At 44.9% G+C, this 16,457-nt stretch carries 14 protein-coding genes; 13 read left to right on the top strand and 1 reads right to left on the bottom strand.

Annotated elements, in window-relative coordinates; all coding sequences use genetic code 11:
* The first annotated feature begins 121 nt into the window (after window positions 1–121).
* The gene (locus MTR11_RS07880; RefSeq protein WP_124008853.1) at window positions 122–1,492 is read left to right on the top strand and encodes an MATE family efflux transporter; all 1,371 of its coding nucleotides are present in this window, start codon (window positions 122–124) and stop codon (window positions 1,490–1,492) included.
* 133 nt (window positions 1,493–1,625) lie between these two features.
* Window positions 1,626–2,627: a DUF3080 domain-containing protein gene (locus MTR11_RS07875; protein WP_243327261.1), complete on the top strand. Its 1,002-nt coding sequence runs from the start codon at window positions 1,626–1,628 to the stop codon at window positions 2,625–2,627.
* 12 nt (window positions 2,628–2,639) lie between these two features.
* Here the strand turns inward: MTR11_RS07875 and MTR11_RS07870 are convergent, their stop codons facing one another.
* The gene (locus tag MTR11_RS07870; RefSeq protein ID WP_046875255.1) at window positions 2,640–3,485 is read right to left on the bottom strand and encodes a DNA ligase; all 846 of its coding nucleotides are present in this window, start codon (window positions 3,483–3,485) and stop codon (window positions 2,640–2,642) included.
* 423 nt (window positions 3,486–3,908) lie between these two features.
* On the opposite strand from MTR11_RS07870, the gene MTR11_RS07865 reads away from it, so the two are divergent.
* From MTR11_RS07865 to MTR11_RS07815, 11 genes are all read left to right on the top strand, one after another.
* Window positions 3,909–4,229, top strand: a complete 321-nt coding sequence (locus tag MTR11_RS07865) for an STAS domain-containing protein (RefSeq protein ID WP_005394270.1) — start codon at window positions 3,909–3,911, stop codon at window positions 4,227–4,229.
* Window positions 4,230–4,255: 26 nt separating this feature from the next.
* Window positions 4,256–5,122 (top strand): OmpA family protein, encoded by an 867-nt coding sequence (locus MTR11_RS07860; RefSeq protein WP_243327260.1) that lies wholly within the window; start codon window positions 4,256–4,258, stop codon window positions 5,120–5,122.
* Complete coding sequence (locus MTR11_RS07855; protein WP_243327259.1) at window positions 5,119–7,221, top strand: SLBB domain-containing protein; 2,103 nt, start codon at window positions 5,119–5,121, stop codon at window positions 7,219–7,221. Before MTR11_RS07860 ends, MTR11_RS07855 begins: the two co-directional genes overlap by 4 nt.
* Window positions 7,221–7,907 carry an AAA family ATPase gene (locus MTR11_RS07850; protein WP_225461665.1) on the top strand — a complete coding sequence of 229 codons (687 nt, stop codon included), beginning with the start codon at window positions 7,221–7,223 and terminating at the stop codon, window positions 7,905–7,907. The genes MTR11_RS07855 and MTR11_RS07850 overlap by 1 nt, the downstream gene beginning before the upstream one ends.
* 11 nt (window positions 7,908–7,918) lie before the next feature.
* Window positions 7,919–8,299 carry an Hpt domain-containing protein gene (locus MTR11_RS07845; RefSeq protein ID WP_012841848.1) on the top strand — a complete coding sequence of 127 codons (381 nt, stop codon included), beginning with the start codon at window positions 7,919–7,921 and terminating at the stop codon, window positions 8,297–8,299.
* 279 nt (window positions 8,300–8,578) lie between these two features.
* On the top strand, window positions 8,579–10,102 hold the full coding sequence (locus MTR11_RS07840; RefSeq protein ID WP_150918671.1) for a sigma-54-dependent transcriptional regulator: 1,524 nt from the start codon (window positions 8,579–8,581) through the stop codon (window positions 10,100–10,102).
* On the top strand, window positions 10,077–11,147 hold the full coding sequence (locus tag MTR11_RS07835) for a glycosyltransferase family 4 protein (RefSeq protein ID WP_243327258.1): 1,071 nt from the start codon (window positions 10,077–10,079) through the stop codon (window positions 11,145–11,147). The genes MTR11_RS07840 and MTR11_RS07835 overlap by 26 nt, the downstream gene beginning before the upstream one ends.
* Window positions 11,148–11,302: 155 nt before the next feature.
* Window positions 11,303–12,487, top strand: coding sequence for a glycosyltransferase (locus MTR11_RS07830; RefSeq protein ID WP_053807392.1), 1,185 nt, complete (start codon window positions 11,303–11,305; stop codon window positions 12,485–12,487).
* Between the two features lie 11 nt (window positions 12,488–12,498).
* Window positions 12,499–13,671 (top strand): glycosyltransferase family 4 protein, encoded by a 1,173-nt coding sequence (locus MTR11_RS07825; RefSeq protein WP_053807391.1) that lies wholly within the window; start codon window positions 12,499–12,501, stop codon window positions 13,669–13,671.
* The gene (locus tag MTR11_RS07820; protein WP_176320503.1) at window positions 13,664–15,094 is read left to right on the top strand and encodes a lipopolysaccharide biosynthesis protein; all 1,431 of its coding nucleotides are present in this window, start codon (window positions 13,664–13,666) and stop codon (window positions 15,092–15,094) included. The genes MTR11_RS07825 and MTR11_RS07820 overlap by 8 nt, the downstream gene beginning before the upstream one ends.
* Window positions 15,091–16,455, top strand: a complete 1,365-nt coding sequence (locus MTR11_RS07815; protein WP_006742945.1) for an O-antigen ligase family protein — start codon at window positions 15,091–15,093, stop codon at window positions 16,453–16,455. Before MTR11_RS07820 ends, MTR11_RS07815 begins: the two co-directional genes overlap by 4 nt.
* Window positions 16,456–16,457 lie beyond the last annotated feature (2 nt).

The raw sequence follows: 16,457 nt of genomic DNA, 5'->3' as shown, positions 1-16,457 counted from the left end.
TCTCCGAGGCATTTTTTCACCTTATCGTGACTAAAATCAACCATCAGATCAGTTCACCACATCTTTTGTCCTCGAGCGCTCTCATTCTTTCAACTTATTGTTCCGCTCTGGAGTATTTTTCGTGCATCGCTATAAAGAAGAAGCATCAAGTCTCATCAAATTGGCGACCCCGGTATTGATCGCATCTGTTGCTCAAACTGGTATGGGGTTTGTTGATACCGTTATGGCCGGAGGCGTTAGTGCCACCGACATGGCTGCGGTTTCTGTCGCTTCAAGTATTTGGCTTCCATCCATTTTATTTGGTGTGGGTTTGTTAATGGCGTTAGTCCCTGTTGTCGCACAGTTAAATGGCTCTGGTCGTCGAGTAAAAATCCCGTTTGAAATTCAACAAGGCGTCGTTTTGGCATTGTTGATCAGTGTGCCGATTATTGCAGTGCTGCTTCAAACCCAATTTATTCTCGGATTTATGGATGTTGAAACGCTGATGGCAGAAAAAACAGTGGGATACATTCATGCTGTTATCTTAGCAGTGCCTGCTTTCTTGCTTTTTCAAACGCTTAGAAGCTTTACGGATGGTATGTCATTGACGAAACCAGCAATGGTCATTGGCTTTATCGGTTTACTGCTCAACATTCCTCTAAACTGGATTTTCGTGTATGGCAAGTTTGGTGCACCTGAATTAGGCGGTGTTGGCTGTGGTGTTGCAACCACGATTGTTTACTGGGTCATGTTTGCCCTACTATTGCTTTATGTAATGACATCAGATCGACTTAAAAGCATCAACTTATTTGGTGAATGGCATCGACCACAATGGAAAGCGCAAGTTCGTCTGTTCAAGCTCGGCTTTCCTGTTGCAGCAGCGCTGTTCTTTGAAGTGACACTATTTGCTGTCGTTGCATTATTGGTATCACCATTAGGACCAATCATCGTTGCTGCGCATCAGGTTGCGATTAACTTCTCGTCGCTAGTATTTATGCTTCCAATGAGTATCGGTGCGGCAGTGAGTATTCGTGTTGGACACCGACTTGGCGAAGAAAACGTTGATGGCGCTCGCGTTGCTTCACGAGTGGGCATCATGGTTGGTCTAGGTTTATCTGTTCTTACAGCGATATTAACCGTATTGTCTCGTGAATGGATTGCCGAACTTTACACTAGCAACCCAGAAGTCATCACTCTAGCGATGCAACTGCTCGTATTTGCTGCTGTTTATCAATGTACGGACGCAGTTCAGGTAATCGCGGCAGGTGCACTGCGTGGCTATAAAGATATGCGAGCCATCTTCAATCGTACTTTTATCGCCTACTGGATTCTTGGTTTACCAATGGGTTACGTCCTTGGCCGCACAGACTGGATCGTCGAGCCAATGGGAGCGCAAGGTTTCTGGCTAGGCTTTATCATCGGCCTTTCTTCTGCCGCACTTATGTTAGGGGTAAGAATGCGCTGGATGCACCGCCAAGAACCAGAGGTGCAATTGAACTTTTCAGTTCAGTGATAATAAGAAAAAGCCAGCACACGCTGGCTTTTTTGATCGAATAATAATGCTGTTGAGTATACTTATAGCAAGCTTGTGAGTCAGTAGAGTCTGCTCTCTGGGTGACGAATACGAAGTTATGAAAAGGATATTTGTGCGGTCTATTTTATTGTTCTTAGTCTTGTTTCTTAACGGTTGCGATAGCTGGTTCAACCCAGAAAACGCCATGTTTGACAAGTATCACCAACGTGTCGCCAATGTGTTGGACGCTCCTACTCTTCCAATCGAATCGCAATCTACGGTGACCATACCTGCAAAACGTGACTTATTCGAGCCATTGCCAAGGCTATCGATTGGTTTACTAGAAAGCTACCAATTACGCCAGTGTGGATTATTCAATCTACTTGCCGAGAAAAACTCGCAACTTGGTAAGGTGCAGGATGCATTTCATGATTTTGATTATCAAACTGCCCTTTTAAGAGTCATGAATCGATGTCTATCCGAATTTCAGCTCAGCGATGAAGAACGTACTACATTAACAAAGCTTTATTCGACTAAGTGGCAGCATTTAGGTACTCATCTTGACAACTTGCTACTCGCGAGTGATGCAATGCAAAAGCAGCTAACGGCGTCGGATTGGCTACCTCAAGAAACACCAAATGATGTTGCACGTATTAACGACGTCTATCGCCTTTTCAGTGAAATGTACGGCTTACCTCATCGCGCCATTTCACGTCTGCCCGATATTGAGATTGTGCAGTATCAAGAAGAGCTAGAGAAATCTCGTTTAATCGGACGACTTTACTATTCGATGATAAACGCTTCTCACTGGCTCAAAGCTACGACTCAGTTACTTGAACAACATCAGAATAATGTGTTGTGCGGGCCAAACCGAGACGTGACCCAGTTCCGCTACCTAAGAAATGTCTTCCAATCTATTTACGTTGAAGAAGTGCAACCTTACTTAGCCTATTTAGACAGTACCTATCAGCAACTTCAAGACGGTGCCATCTTGATAGAAAAGCGTATGCAACTTCATGGTCATCAATATGGTATAAAAGAGGCACACAAAACCTTTAGACAAGAAACCCTAAACCACGTTCAGTTTTGGCAGGGTCTCTTCAAGCGGTGCGGCGTAACCGTTGGCAACGAGTAAGTGCAGAGCGTTCTATTCCTTCAGCCTCTCACGCAAGAATCGGGCAAAACGTGGCTTACCGGTATGAGTAAAACCGTTGTACCTGAACGTGACGGTTGAACCTATTTTCGGAGGCTGACGACGCACTTCATCGGTAAACCCACTACCAATGTAAAACTCTGTACCATCTGGTAAGCGAACTAACATCGCCCCCATCATACCCAATAAACGCCCCGTGCCTGGCTTATAGCCCACGACTAGCGCTTCATCATCCGCGTATCGTTTCAGTTTAAGTAAATCACTACCACGTCCAGCTTGATAACGGCTTGATACCTTACGTAGCATCACCCCTTCACCATCGGATATTGAAATCTTATCCAATTGCGCAAACAGGTGAGCTTCATTTTGGATCGCTCGGTGTTCGACATATTTGATATGAGGTTGGTCTACTTCGAGCACTAAGTCTTTGATGTTGTAATAACGCTTCCGGTAATCACCAGCAGAATACGGCATATCAAAGATCATAAAATCAATGTTTCGCCAAGCTGACTCCACAGGCGTTTTATCCAAAACCGTTTGTTGTACGAGATGAAAATTGCCTCGTCCCGCCCATAGCTCACCATCTAACGGATAGTCAGGTAGTGAATCGATAAACCAATCTGGAGCGTAGATTCGGTTACCATTTCTCGTCACAAGATGTTGTCCGGTCCAATAGGCGCGAATGCCGTCGAGTTTTTCGCTATACCAATATTCAGATACATCGATACCATCTTGATAGCTTTGCGCAAGAGAAACTGGAGGCGTGAGAGAAGTATCAGCTTGAAGCTGTGAAGACGCTGTCATAACAGCCAGCGCGATTAATGTCATTTTTAATGGCATAAGAAGACCTTGTACAAAAAAGCGCCTTTATTGAACCGTAACTCCTCTCGATGACCTATTTGTTACTAGTCATTCTTCGACTCAGAACAATCAACTTAAGTAATGATTTGCAAGGATAATCATAAACTTTAGACAGATTTTGCATTTAATATTTACACATTGTTCACAATAAGATGGGTGAATCTCAAATCAAGTCACAACCTAATCTCGGTGAGACTCTTGCTTTAGCGCTCGATATTAATTCGACATCTCTCCTGAACAAGCCGTTTGTCTATGCGTTTTTGATTCTCAAATTGAGAACCTATTCCTTCTCAATTTGAATGACACCACCAAAAAATCATAACCATCTGATTTTATACGCATTTAAATCTGGCACGTTACCTGCTCTATATCCAAGTAGAGAAAACAAACGGAGATAGAGTCATGGAATTACGCAAACTAGAAATTAATCAAGACAAATTAGCCATTGAGTTTTTTGGTGACTTAGACGCAAGTGGCTGTCGACAAGCACAACATCACATTGATGAAGTAATTCACGACAATCATCACAAAGAAGTCGAAATTAACCTACAGCACGTCCAATTTCTTGATTCTTCAGGGATTGGTGCCATTGTTTACTTATATAAGCGTCTAGTTGAACGTGAAAGAAGCATGAGTATTGAAAACGTATCAGGCCAACCTTTAGAAATCATGAGCTTGCTTCGTATTAACCATGCTATTCCCGTTAACTCAAAAGGACACTAAAAATACCGGTTTAAACGGAGGTTGGCATGGTAAATCTTATACGACGATATGTAGTAAGCGGTCTTGTTGTCGGCATGTTTGGTTGTTCGTCGTTTGACTACCCAGACCACGGAAAAGGTGGCTTGGCGGAAAACTATCAAGATATCTCAATTGAAAATTATCAGTTTTCCCCAGTCATGCCCGATGAGCCGTTAGGTCCAGAGCATGGGTTGAGGTTTGATTGGCAACTCACCAAGCTACACCTAGACGCGTTGATTCAAGAAGGCGCACGCTGGTGCTTTCCTGCAGCAGTAGTGCAAGCGCTTGAGAAGCAAAACAGAATCGCACGTGAGCTAGAAGGCGGACTTCTACTCGATGCTGCTAACGATCTGGTGATTCAACGTCGACGTTTAAACCAACTTGAACAGCAACTCGACTATGTATTAAGCCAAACCACTTGTACGCCACCCGATGATATTGAAGCATTGCGTAGCGATTTGAACGTCGTCGCTGAAATTTATGCACTCCTCAATATTGATAACCAATTTGCTGTCGATTCAGCAGAAATTAATCCAAAGTACATGGGACATTTGGCAGAAGCTGCCTACATTTTACGTGACCACCCTAACCTAACTCTTGTGGTGACTGGGCATGCCGATGTCACTGGCTCACCAGATTACAACCAGAAACTCGCTCAAGCGCGTGCAGAACAAGTGAAGCGTTACCTGACTGTATTTGGCATCATTTCAGAACGCGTAACCACCAAATCTGTGGGAGATAGCCTGCCGCTTTACGAGGGTGAAACACCTGCCGTGCGTTTAACCAATCGCCGCGTAAGCATCGAGGTTATTAGCCCTAATTCAGATAGCGATACCTCAGTAAATCGCAATCTATCTGTAGGAGGTGCGCTATGAACACGATGAAACCATTTATCACCTTAGTTCTTTTGTACTTGGTCGCTTGGGTACCTACTTCGTCAGCTGATGAAAACAATACTGTTAAGGTCGGCGATTTAATTCAGATTAACCTACCTGGAGAAGCTTCTTTAAATAAAGGGTTTCAAGTCGATCGCCGTGGGCGTATTAACTTACCGGAAGTCGGCCCTGTATTTGTTGCTGGATATAATGAGCAACAGCTCCAAGACGTGATTATCGAAACGCTAAAAACAGTGTATCGTGACGTAAACAACGCTCGAGTCTTTATCAAACAACAACAGTTATTAGTGTCGGTCCAAGGCTACGTGGTCAAACCCGGGGAATATACCTTACCTTCAGGTTCCAACATTCAAATGTTTGTATACGAAGCTGGCGGCCTTCGCGCTGGTGCTCAGCTCGATAAAATGATCGTTAAACGCGGCGACAAAAACATCGAGTTTGACTACAAACGTTTCCTTGATACTGGTGATAATAGCCAACTCCCGAAATTAGAATCGCTGGACGTACTGTTTGTTCCAGCATCTCCACTCGTTGGGAATATTGAGCAAGAATTTGATGCAGCAAAACTCGCGAACTCAGGCGATAGCGCAGACTCCGCTCGTGCCATCAAAGTCTTTGGTGAAGTGAATGCTCCCGGCTCATTCTCTTACAAACCGAACACCACGCTCGTTGATGTCGTGATGAGAGCTGGCGGCGTAACACGATATGCCAGTGTTGAGCAAATTCGCGTGATCACAAATAACAACCCAACCATGTTTAATCTGAAAAAGTATCTAGATACGGGTGATCAAAGCTTACTACCAGAAATCCTACCGGGTGCCACCATCTTTGTTCCAAAACAGGAAGAAGAAATCAAAGCGGGTGCAAATGTGGTTTATGTCATGGGTGAAGTTGCCCACCCTGGCGCGTATGAAGGAAAGCAAGACGCTAGCTTCATGGATATTCTCGCCAATGCAGGCGGGCCTACTCGCTATGCAGAATCTCGCCAAATTCGTGTCATAAAAGCCGATGGTAAGGTCATCAAATTCGACCTAACCGCGCATACCGAGGGGCTGTCTTCGGTTAGACCGCCGAATGTCGGACCTGGAGACGCGATTTTCGTCCCTGAGAAAACCGATTTCAACGAGAAGTCATGGCTAAAAGTGGCGCCAAGTCGAGCGGTCGCTGTGATGGGAGAAGTCGTGCGCCCGGGACGTATTGAATGGTCAGACGAAATGGATTTAATTGATCTGCTTGCGCATGTTGGCGGCCCAACACGTAGAGCTGACACCACCAAAATTGAAGTCGCCAATAATGGTCAAATGACACAGTTCGATTTAGATCAATACATTTTAGATGGCTCACCAACATCGAATCTGCCCCGAGTTTCAGCTGGTACGGTAGTAAGAGTCCATGCATTACCTGACGATCCATCAGACAACAAATCGCAATGGGTAAGCCAGAGCTCTGATGCCTCGATATATGTTTTCGGTCAAATCAATGCCCCTGGCCGCTATCGCTTTACTGAAGAGATGCACTTTCTGGATATTTTATCTGCCGCCGATGGACCAACAATGGATGCCGATATTCACAATATTCGTGTGACGCACCGAGGCCTAGGCTATGCCAAAGTGAGTAAATTGAATTTGTCGATGTACTTTGAAACGGGCGATGAGTCTATTCTGCCCCACGTTCGTCCCGGCGATACCATTTACATTCCGGAAAAAAACAAAAACTGGTTGGATCGCTCCAAAGAATCCACCGTGCGTGTATTAGGTGAAGTAAGAGACCCTGGGCGCTATGTATTTAATGACAACATGACAGTACTTGACCTGCTGGCCGAAGCAGGAGGCCCGACTAACAATGCGTATCTTGAAAAAATCAGTGTGGTCAACATGTCTTGTTGCCAGGGCCAAGCTCGAACATTTGATTTGGTAAACTTTAGCAAAACCGCCAACATTTATGATTTACCAGTCATCCGTGCAGGCGACACTATTTACATTCCACATAAAGACGAAAGCTTTGCTGAAAAAGCGAGAGCCGGATTAAGAGATATTTTACAAATCACCACAACCATCGTGTTAATAGGAGCGTTGTAATGACTATTCCTGCCACTCACGCTGAGATTGAGCAAATTTATCTTCAGAGTGAACAGAAAGGCCACAAAACGATTTGTGTTGTGGGTTGTAAGTCTGAAGACGGCGTCACTTCCGTGGCTTCATCTCTAGCAGAGCGTCTGGTTTTAGCTGGGCACAATACTTTGTATGTGGATCTTAACCTGTTCAAGCCCGCTTATCGCACCATTCACGAGTTTGATGATGCCGAAAAAGTTGGCCACCTGATCACAAGAGAAAATACGCATCAAACCTTAGTCGGTCTCCCTGCTCCATCTCTCGCCAGCACTCAATTGGCGTACCGAGACCCGACAATGCTGAAGCACAATATTGCAGAGTGGTTAACGCAATACGAGCGCGTCGTGATAGACACATCTCCACTTCTGAGTGTCAACCGAAGTAATATTGCCCCTCAAGTGATTGCGGGCGTATGTGATGCCACCTTATTAGTCGCACATTATGGCTCTACGACGGCAACCCAACTCGAACAAGCCAAAAAACTACTTGATGCTAGCGATGCGAATTTGATTGGTTCCGTGCTGAATATGAAGCATACACCTAGCCTGAAAGATGAGTTGATCCGACAAGTTTCCAAGCTACGCTTTTTACCCAAAAAGTGGAAAGAAAAGATATCTCAACAAATTAAGAAAAGTGAACTGTTTATGTTATAGGGAGCGCCAATATGACTGCAAATAACACACCGACTATCGAACAGGAACTGGTGGATGAACACATTCTCCAGCAAATGATCAAAGATACGTGCGCCGAAATCATCCCTACGCTGATTGAACACTATATTGAAGAGTCACGAGAGCGCATGGAGAAAATAGAGCAAGCATTAAGCGCGAAAGACCTCCAAACATTAGAGTTCGAAGTTCATACACTCGGCAGCTCTGCCCTTGCTTTAGGTAACCGAACGCTTTCCAGACAAGCAAGAATGATTGAGAAATATTGTGTGGAAGGGAAAACACTAGAAGCATTGGCTCTCTGTGAGTCTCTTTCCCAGCTGGCAATTGAATCGTTTGACGCGCTAGAAAAGCGAAAAGATCAAGGGTTCGAGTAACCGTTTCAATAATAAATTATCTTATGAATCATCGCACTTATTAAAGTGCGATGCCGATATCATCTAATAAGACATTTACAATTTAACTTAATCAATTAAAAAGTATGGATTTTTCGCAAATTTCCCACCTTGTGCTAATACTTAGATAACGCTTTTCTCAAATTGAGAATATTCAGTACTAGAGAGCACTAAGTCATATAACTCGCTCATCACGCCAAATACAAATAATAGTGCTGACAAAAATCATAAAAGTGAAACGAACTACGTTGGGATAGGACTATGAGACCAAGGGTGTTACTGGTAGAAGACTCTACTTCACTAGCCATACTTTATAAGCAGTATGTCAAAGACGAACCTTATGACATTTTTCATGTCGAAACAGGTCGCGAAGCAATTCAATTTATTGAAAGAAGCAAACCTCAGCTCATCATTCTCGATTTGAAACTGCCCGATATGTCTGGTGAAGACGTGTTGGATTGGATCAACCAGAATGACATTCCTACCTCCGTTATTATTGCTACAGCGCATGGCAGCGTAGACTTAGCCGTTAACCTAATTCAAAAAGGCGCGGAAGATTTCTTAGAAAAACCTATTAACGCTGATCGCCTAAAAACTTCTGTTGCATTGCACCTCAAACGCGCCAAACTGGAAGATTTAGTAGAAAACATTCAGTCCAAGTTTGATCGCCATAACTATCACGGATTTATCGGTTCAAGTCTTCCAATGCAGGCGGTATATAAAACCATTGATGCCGTTGCTCCAACATCTGCCAGTGTCTTTATTGTGGGTGAAAGCGGCACAGGTAAAGAAGTTTGTGCTGAAGCCGTGCACCGTCAGAGCGATCGTAAAGACAAGCCTTTTATTGCTATTAACTGCGGGGCCATCCCCCGAGATTTAATGGAAAGTGAGATTTTTGGCCACGTTAAAGGCGCATTTACCGGAGCCACAACAGACCGAAAAGGTGCTGCGACGCTGGCTCACGGTGGAACGCTTTTTCTCGATGAACTGTGTGAAATGGAACTTGAGATGCAAAAGAAGTTGCTCCGTTTTCTTCAAACAGGAACCTACACACCGCTTGGTGGAACTCGAGAGATGAAGGTGGATGTCCGAATCATTTGTGCCACCAACCGAGATCCATTAACAGAAGTGGAAGAAGGTCGTTTTCGTGAAGATTTGTATTACCGCGTACACGTAATACCTATCGATATGCCCCCCCTACGTGAGCGAGGAAGTGACATCGTCACGTTAGCCAAGCACTTTTTGACCACTTATGCTAAACAGGACAAAAAGAAATTCTCAACAATCGACAGCGAAGCTCAACATATCATCAAGCACTACGAATGGCCGGGTAATGTAAGGCAATTGCAAAACATCATACGTAACATTGTGGTGCTTAATAATGACGAAAAAGTCACGCTGAATCACCTACCCGCTCAACTGACTAGAAAGTCTAAAACAGCGAGAACATCCACTCCCGCACATGTAACTCAAGAGCCAGCAAACCCTACAACAATAACATCCCAACCTGTGTATGTTGAGGAACAGTTGGCCCCCGCTAGAGAACCGTCAATACCGACACCGGAACCTAACATACAATCCTCAGCGGCTGCCTCGCCGTACTTTAACTCTGATGGAACCATTCGCCCTATGTGGCAAGTGGAACGCGAGGCGATTCAAAACGCAATCGCATACTGTGATGGCAACGTTCTCAATGCCGCCGTAATGCTGGAGCTAAGCCCATCTACGGTTTACCGAAAAAAACAAGCGTGGGAAGCGGATGAAATTAATCTCGAACAATCTTGAGAAACCTGACGTTGGTGAAATTTGGATTTTTCTTGATAGCCGCCTGTTTGGCGGTATCGAAAGTCACGTCATAGAGCTTGCTCGTGGATTAATGACATTTGGGCACAAAGCACGTGTTGTCTTAACGACTGAGTACTCGCCACCAGCACAGATTGTAGAGAAAGCAGAAGAATCCACCATCCCTGTGAGTTACTTGAACCATTTGTCTGGTGAGCCACATAAGGCATTAAAGATCAAACACCTAACAAGCGCGGTCGCCAATCACCAACCATCGGTCATTCACTCCCACGGTTACAAAGCGTCAATCTTAGCGCGCTGTGCCAAGCTACTCACGCGCACATTTCCTCGCTTGATTTCAACTTATCATGCAGGAGAATCATCCTCGGGCAAAATGTGGCTCTATGATTGGCTTGATAGAAGTTCAGGCTACCTCTCTAACCACTGCTTTTCCGTCAGCCCAAGCATTCAGCGCAAAGTCATTTTCCCTTCGGAACTGCTGAATAACTTTGTTTCGATTCCCGATCGTAATCTCAACTATCAAGAAATCGCTTTCGTCGGCCGATTGAGCCAAGAAAAAGGTGCCGACCAATTTATCGAAGTAGCTAAGCTCTGCCCAACACTGCATTTTAGTGTTTTCGGTGATGGACCAGAAAGAGAATCACTCGCCCAAATTGCCCCTTCAAATGTGACATTTTTCGGTCATCAAACTGAAATGGAGACCGTTTGGAAAAACATTGGCGTGCTGGTAATTTCTTCTCGCTATGAAGGCCTGCCTATGGCGGCGCTTGAAGCAATGGCTAGAGGAATAGTCGTGATGAGCCTACGCGTGGGTCGCTTGCCCGATATTATCCAAACTGGCGAAAATGGCTTTATTGTCGATGACGTCCCATCTCTCGCTCAATGCCTTAAACATTGGATGTCTCTTGATGAAGTGCAGCAATCTCACATTCGTCAAAACGCTCGGCAGACCATTATTGATGATTTCTCGGCGCAAAACGTTATTCCTGTATTGCTACGAAAATATCAAATTGAAACGGAGCAATAAGCCATATTGGTTCTCAATATGAGAATATTGCTTACCCCCTTAAGGCCAAGCACAAATATCTAATAATATTCAAACACATAAACTAATGGCATATTTTGGCATCTCTGTTGCAACTCAGCAGTTAACACAAGTTAATGATGAGACAGAGGTGACTTATGACTACTCCAAAACGCATTCTATATGTTCATTATGGTGATAACTGGATTCGCGGCAGTGAAGTGGTACTTCTGGATCTCATCTCAGGGATTGACCGTGATAAGTTTGAGCCATTCGTGTGGTCAAACTGCCAGCCACTAATCGATAAGTGTCAATCGCTCGGAATTGAAGCGGAACATTCTGTTTTCAATCTCGTTGGTGGCTGGAGTGCGCCTCGCTGGGATATTAGCGGATGGAATAGCCTTATCAAACAAGGCTCAGCACTGATCGAAAAACACAATATCGACTTGGTACACGTTAATAGCGGTGGCCCTTGTCAATGGATGTGTTTGGCTGCACGCATGAATCACATCCCACTTGTCACCCAACTTCATTGTCACTATACATTGCGAGATCGCTTCTCTCTTGGGCTACACCTCTCCCCAAAATTGATTTGCGTTAGTAAAGATGTCGGTCGTGAAATTATTCAGGACGGTTACCCAGAAGACCAGCTTTATGTTGTGCACAACGGTGTATCGCTTCAAGACTCTGATACGCCCATTGATATCAAGGCTCACCTCGGAATACCTCCACAAGCGTTTACCTTTCTCTCGGTAGGTTCGTTGATTAAAAGAAAAGGATTCGACCGCCTTATTCGCGCTATGCGCATGCACAATTACCATCACGATAATCCTCATCTTGTTATCGTTGGCGATGGCGAGGAAAGAGAAACATTGCAACAACTTGCTTCGGATCTCGGTATCCAAGACAGAGTCCACTTTGTCGGGGAAAAAAGCAATGCTGGTGCATGGATGTCTGGGAATGCAGACGCTTTTATTAGCGGCGCCTATGAAGAGGCGTTTGGTCTCGTGCTCGGGGAAGCGGCTTTAGCTCAGCTGCCTATCGTGGCTCCTAAAACAGGAGGCATCCCTGAGTTGTTCGAGCATAATCACTCTGCGCTACTGTACCAGAATCGCGGAATGGCAGGCTTATTAAACGCTATCCAACAAGTCATGCAAGATGTAGCTCTAAGAAACAAGCTAGCTGAAAACGCCTATCTTCATGCTAGCCAAAACCTCACGACTGCAGCATCTATAAGCGCCATTGAACGTATTTATGAAGGTGAGCTTGAGAACAACAGTATTACACCAATGCCAATGACTCACTGCATGAAGCCTCTTTCACGCTGGTTGAGTATCAATTGAGGAGCCCAGTCATGAAACGTGTATTAATGTTCGACGCCATCCCAATGCAAGGTGGTTCTAAGATTGCGAATGCAGAGCTCCTCAAACAGTGCGATAAACTGAACGTAATTGGTTATCTGCTGACCACGAATCCAGAACATTGGGAGTCACTGCTTAGTGATACGCCTCGTGTGCAGATTATCAAAATCAAACCATCACCACTGAGCTCCACTCATGGCATCACTTACTGGTTAATGAACGCGTATTACTTTATCCAACTGATTTTTTCGTGCATGAAACTACCAAAGATAGATAGCTTTTTAGGTCTATCTTGCCCGAGTAATGATATGCCTTTGTACTTACTGAGATTAATCAGCAAAAAGCCTGTGGTACAAATGGTTCATGGTCCAATTGGTCGTTCAAGATCTTCCGGCTACTGCTTGGTAAAAGCATCCGCAATTTATTACTTGGCAAACACCCGAGAATCGATGCTAGAGGCCTTACAGGTCTACCTCAAAACAGAGAAGCCAGCTACTGAACGCTATTGGTGTGGTTTGAATGCGTCTACGTTTGTTAACGGACTATCGAGAGACCGCTGGCCAAAACAAGCAAATCCGATTTCAAACCGCGTCTTCTGGGCGGCCAGCTTACTAAAATGGAAGAACATCGATCTTTTTCTTGATGCTTTAACACTTGATAAGACAAAAGAGATCAAATCTACCGTGTGTTACATCAAACCAAATGTGGCAGGTGTGGAATATTCAACACCAGACTTCACCACAAAAGGTGTTGAATGGCATGAATGCCCAGATAACCTCGATGACCTACGCTCTCAGTGTGGTGTGTTTGTTTCCACCAGTGTTAACGAACCTTTTGGATTATCCATTTTAGAAGCTCTCGCAGCAGGCATGTGCATCGTCATCCCACATGATGATAGCTACTGGGATCGCGTATTGACGCATGGCCGCAATTGCATCAAGTACACACCAAACAATGTGGCGTCGTTACATAACGCAATTCGCCTTTTGAATGAGTCTCCATGGATGAAAGTGACAATGGGTATCGAAGCACTCAACGTTTCTCAACTTTATACGGCCGAACGTTGTTATCTGCCAATCGCTCAGCACCTTGCAGCAGAATCCGCACCGAATGGCGATTGTAAACTCAAAACACCGCGATACATCAAAGGATATGACCATGTCTAAAGCAATGACCAATATGTCGCTGTTCGCTATCGCGTTAGTGATAAACAAAAGCATCAGCTTAATCATGCTGCCTGTATTGCCCCACTTTCTCTCACCAGAACAAATGGGCAAGCTTGAACTGCTTACCACCTTTGGCGTTGTCACAACCTTATTCGTCAGTTTCGCTTTACATGAAGCGCTGTATCGATTCGTCGGGGTTGAAAAGGATCAAAATACGCGCACAAGCCTTCTAAACCAGCTGTACTCACTTGCTTTATTCATCGCTGGCATCGTGGCTTTATGCCTACTCGCTATCATTATGCTCGCGCCTATTCCTGCACCTTTTACGCGAGTCGAGTTTGCTATTGTTATGTTTGCTATCGTTCTAGAAGGCAGTATCGCAATCGGCACAGCTTGGTTGAGAACACAGGACGACAAAGCAAGAACCCTACTTAACGTCATGGTGACTACCACTGTTTTTCAGGTCATTTTCATCATCACGGCACTGTCTATTCACCCACATGTCATTTCTGTTTTATGGGGTGGCTTGTTGGCTGCTATTACTCAGTTTGTCTGGCTGCACATCATTAACCGCTACAGCATGACTCTTCCAAATCTGACAGTGGCGAAACAATACCTAAATTACTGTCTGCCAATGATGATGGCTGGATTGGTTTCGTTTTGTCTCAATGGCGCTGAACGATGGTTCATCGGCGCGAACGCCTCACTTGCGACATTAGGGATTTACGCGATAGCCGTAAAATTTGCGGTTGGCATGTGTATTTTAGTTCAGCCATTTGGCATGTGGTGGATGCCACGTCGATTTAATTACCTAGAAGCGCGTAGGAGTACAGAAGCTGTGCGCATCACTCATCTAGGTATGATTTACATTACCGGTTTAAGTGTTGCAGTCGGCACATTAGCAATGGTGATGATCACTTACCTGTTACCAGAAACCTATCATGAGGCGGTACTGTTCAGCTTGTTCTTACTGCCTATCGCCATGCTAAAAGAGTGGAGCGAACTCATTAATATTTCCATTTTGTACAAGCGTCGTACTCGCTGGTTACTGGGTATTAATGTCGTCTCAGCATGCGTTGCAATTGCTTTGCTGTTTGGCCTGTCGTCCCTGGGTATCTATGGAGTTTTCATTGCGCTTTATTACGCTCAACTGTGTAAGCTTGGCCTTACTTATGTGGTAGGCCAACAATGCATGCCGTTGCCTTTTCACCTAAGTCTGATGGTTTTATTGCAGATTATCTCCGGTGTGGCACTGTTCCTGCTTCACTCTTCACAATCAATAGGCATCGCCATCGCAATTTGCATTTTGACATGCACTTTGCTGGCAGGGATAGCCACTCGCTATATGAGTAAAGAGACGCTAAATGCGCTCACTCGATACATGGTGAAATGGCGTGGACAGGTGAAGAGATACTCGTTATGACTGAAACCAAGGTGAGAAGAAAGCAGTCCATCGCAGCGCTGACGATTACCGTCTGTATCGGCCTGCTTTGGATTGTTATGCCTCACCCTATTTTGATCGTCGCACTATGTTTCGCCCCACTGGCTTTACTGTTCGTTCTCAACCAAACGTTTTGGCTTGTCACGCTGTTCGTTATTTTTTCATTCTTCCGCATTCATGAAGCGTTTCCCGTTATCTATAACTTTAAGATCCCATTGCTACTATCATTGGGGGCACTGGCCGCACTTGCTTTCCACCTTTTGATAAGTCGCCAGCTTACGGCTTTTTGGCACCCTTCATTAAAATGGTTGTGCATATTTTGGGGGCTGGTGATCATCGGCATCGTCTTCGCCTCCAGTCGTGACATTGCCATTACAGTTTTCAAAAATACCTATTGGAAAATCATCATTATGACATTGGCGATCACCTGGCTTATTACCAAGCCTGCTCAGTTAGCACAAATGTCGAAAGCGATAATTTTCGCCGGATTGTTGATTGGTTTAGTCGCATTACAAAACGCAGCGAATGGCATTGATTTAGTGGAAGGGACGCGCGTATCGATTGGACGCTCCATAGGCTCAGTACTCGGCGATCCGAACGACTTGGCGCTGGTATTAATGTTTCCCCTCGCCTTTACCGTTAGTCAGTTAATGGAGAAACGTTCACCTAAGCATCTCCGGCTCTTCGCACTTGTTACCTGTTTGGTGTTGTTTTTTGCGATTATTGAGACACAAAGCCGCGGGGGCTTGTTAGGCTCTCTATCGGTATTTGCGTACTTTGCCTTTAAGCACATCAAAAGCAAAACGTTAGTCTTAGTACTAGGCGCCGTCGCAGCCATCGTACTCTACGCATTTGCTGGTATCTCAGGGCGAGAATCGGGTGGCGCAGCTGAGGATGGTATAGATGCCTCTGCGATGGGGCGACTTTACGCGTGGGAAGCCGCATTTAAAATGGCTCTCCACCATCCGTTAACTGGGGTTGGGCTTGATAATTTCTACTTTAATTACTATTTCTATAGCCCTCACTGGGATGGTATCAATCACGCCGTACACAGTACTTGGTTTGGCGTATTAGCAGAAACGGGGTTTGTTGGACTCGCCGTGTTCATTACGTTGATTGTGTCATTGATTCGCACCTCTTTGCATTCTATTTCACTACTGACGCCAACATCAGATTACACCCTCTCTGTTGGAGCAAACGCAGTCTTAAGTGGGCTTATCGGGACCATTGTATCAGGCACCTTCCTCACTCAAGGTTTCACTTGGCCAATTTACATTCTGGCAGCATTAACGGTTGTCGTTAGCCGAATCGTTCAAAGTGATTGTCAAAATGAGAAACCCTAATT

Origin of the sequence: Vibrio sp. CCB-PB317 (assembly GCF_022808245.1) — a bacterium.
GTDB lineage: Bacteria > Pseudomonadota > Gammaproteobacteria > Enterobacterales > Vibrionaceae > Vibrio > Vibrio diabolicus.
The sequence above is the reverse complement of the archived record's forward strand: the minus strand, read 5'-3'. Positions and strand labels throughout refer to the sequence as shown.